Raw genomic sequence first — 2,870 nt, 5'->3', positions numbered from 1 at the left:
CCAATCAGCTTCTATCTGGGAAGCACCTTTCTTACTATTGAGTTCCATTACCTGTTTTAAATGTTCAACACCAATGGCAATAGCATCAAGTCTATCATCGTGTGCTAATGCACCTCTATCCCGTGTAAGACGAGTCATCTGATAGAAGGCAGAGTATTTGATATCTTGTTTACCATCAACATCTCTTGCCCCATTGTAGTCAGCCTGTATAGCTTCTTCCCTGACAATGAGACGATGTGAAGACATAACTGGTTCAAGGTTCTCAATAATACGAAGTTCTTTCTGTCCTTTACTTCTGAACTCTTCCAGAGAACACTGATGATGTTTAATGAGCACTGGTTGAAACACCTTACCAAACATACCATCACCAAAGTTGGATTCAAATACCACTTCATTTACTTTCCAACGTTTAGCAATACGAGCAAGTTTCTCAAGGGTAGTATCTTCATACCCACCCCTCATACCACCCACTTCCATTAGATAGATGTAGCCATTAAGCGTATACAACACTGCGTAAGCTGTTTCATCTTTACCCCTACCACTTGGGTCAATAACAAGAATACGTTGAAGGTAGGAGCTTGTAGACGTGCTGGCGACGTGATAACGATGATACTTGTCACCTTTCAATCCTACACAAGGGAGTGTATTAATTTCATTCTGTGGATTAGGTAACCACTGATAAGTAAGAGCAGCACTATCTAAATCTAAAGGAGCAACGATAAGGTCACGTAGTTTTAATGGATACCTGCTTTCATCAGACAGAGTTGGGTTAAGCATAAACTGTAATGCAAAGCCAGCCCTACCATATGATAGTTCACGTTCAGATAAATTGTCTTCATCGAAACGAACAGGGTCAGTAGGTGCCCACCAACATTCATTCTCTTTCACCTCATTAAAGAGCATAGGAGCCAACCTAAGGCCATAACTCTCTAAATCCTTAACATCCCTTGGGTAACGAGCAGGCCACACCAGAGTGTTGTATCCACGCTGTTCTAACTCTCGATATAATGTCATTTCACATTGTGGAGTTCCAAGGTAGATAATCTGACAATGGTCATCTGGTTTGATAATAGAATCGAATTCTTTTACCAGTTCAGATAGTTTGTCTCGTTGTCCTTGAGTCATAGAATTGTTAGGTGTTTCTACGTCATCAGCGATAATAATGTCTGCACGGCTACCAGTCATTTGACCAGTGATACCTACAGATTTAACAGAAGGAGAATGGTCAGGTTTAGCTGGGCCAACATCAAAGCTGATAACAGAATCCCTCTGACCTTCCTTTGGTTTAAGTTCGTGTAAGAAAGGAAGTAAATCAATAATCTTTTTGATGAAGATTGAGTTGGAGTCAGCACGTTCTTTAGATGCTGAGACAATCAAGAATTTAAGCTGAGGGTTATTCCACAATCTCCATACAACATAAGCACAAGTGATAAAAGATTTACCAATACCACGGAATGCCTGTAAGATGAAACGCTTGTCTTTTCCTCTCTCAAGTGTTCTTGCCATATCAATCTGGCATTTAGTTGGATTAGGAAGATTCAACGCTGCCCATAGGACAAACAAGAATGCTACGAAGTCTTCCTTCAACGTAGCAATCATTTCATCTGATTTACTCATTAACCAAACATCCTCTCTTCTTCACGGTCTGATTCTGTATTCTTACGATAAGCATCAAGACTAATAGCCATCTTACTATTAACTTCTTCGTCTGGAACGATTGTATTAATCTGGAATTTATGACGTTCAAGATATTTACCAATAGCGTTATACAACTGTGGTGTGCATTTCTCTGGGTCTTCTAAATCTTTCACAATCTGTTTAGCCATCTTCGTATCGATAGCAAGGAGCAACTCTTTTAGAGCTTCTTCACCTTTGGTCATTATTTACCTCCAAGTCCTAATTTATTTCTCAAAAAATCTGACACACCTTGAGCACCTATGTAGCCAATCATACAAGCTGCCATCACAGCACCCTCAGGAGCCATCCCAGAAGCTCTCAGGAGGCCATCAACACCCCAACCAATAGCACCACAAAAGACTACATCTACGACGCTGTCACGAGCGCTGTCGTGGCGTTTCCAATGGACTAAAGCGTTAATGGTAGCGGCTAATATCCCATACCCAAGTTTGTCTCTATACAACATAAAGAATTGCCAGAAGTGTGTGAAATTACTATCCACTATTTACCTCCTAAGTAGACGGGGATTTCTCCCCGCCATATGTTAATTACTTCTGTGCTAACTTAGCTTCGAGTTCTTCGATACGCTTAGTCAGTTGCTGGATAGCAGCAATGTAGATACCATCCATCTTACCAACGTGTTTCGCATCTTCAATCTCTGTGCCATCAGCCAGAGTTTCCAGAGCAGTGGTAATCAGACGTGGTTCCAGCTTCTCGATGTCCTGAGCGATAATACCAGTGTTCCAAGAACTGTTGTCCTTAGTTTTGTATTTGTAGCTTACAGGTTTCATCTTGTTGACCATAGCCAGTGCATCTTCACCACTGATAGCCTCGACACCTTCTTTTAGACGAATGTCAGATGTTTTAGGTGCAAACTTAGTAGTGCACCAAGTAGTTGCATACTGGGCTACACCAGCAGAAGTAGCCCAAGAAAGACCTTTGACGTTACCATCAGTCTGCAAGATACCTTCTTTACCAGCAGGGTGGTTCCCATCACGAGCATAGAATGCGCCGTTGGTAGAGATAAATGCACCATTACTCACCACAGTTCTGTTGAAGTAGTGACCATCAGCACCGCAGTTATACTTCATCTGACCATTACGGTTCATCTGAATAGAAGAAGATGACCCATTCTGAGCAAGAGAAGGCTCAAGAGCAGTATTCCATTCAGAAGAAATGTCACCACCAGTCTT

At 41.6% G+C, this 2,870-nt stretch carries 4 protein-coding genes; all 4 read right to left on the bottom strand.

Annotated elements, in window-relative coordinates:
- The coding region (terL, locus tag N1032_RS22375; protein ID WP_259542486.1) for a phage terminase large subunit at positions 1–1,617 on the bottom strand (1,617 nt) is incomplete at its 3' end.
- Positions 1,617–1,880: a hypothetical protein gene (locus N1032_RS22370; protein WP_259542473.1), complete on the bottom strand. Its 264-nt coding sequence runs from the start codon at positions 1,878–1,880 to the stop codon at positions 1,617–1,619. The genes N1032_RS22370 and terL, both read right to left, overlap by 1 nt.
- Positions 1,880–2,179 carry a phage holin family protein gene (locus N1032_RS22365; protein WP_259542471.1) on the bottom strand — a complete coding sequence of 100 codons (300 nt, stop codon included), beginning with the start codon at positions 2,177–2,179 and terminating at the stop codon, positions 1,880–1,882. The genes N1032_RS22370 and N1032_RS22365 overlap by 1 nt, the downstream gene beginning before the upstream one ends.
- A gap of 46 nt (positions 2,180–2,225) precedes the next feature.
- On the bottom strand, positions 2,226–2,870 hold a 645-nt coding region (locus N1032_RS22360), incomplete at its 5' end, for a tail fiber domain-containing protein (RefSeq protein ID WP_259542470.1).

The organism is Herbiconiux daphne, from assembly GCF_024979295.1.
GTDB lineage: Bacteria > Actinomycetota > Actinomycetes > Actinomycetales > Microbacteriaceae > Herbiconiux > Herbiconiux daphnes.
The sequence above is the reverse complement of the archived record's forward strand: the minus strand, read 5'-3'. Positions and strand labels throughout refer to the sequence as shown.

Excerpts from the sequence above, each read along its gene's own strand:
- N1032_RS22370 (WP_259542473.1), bottom strand. The coding sequence starts at position 1,880 with ATGACCAAAGGTGAAGAAGCTCTAAAAGAGTTGCTCCTTGCTATCGAT.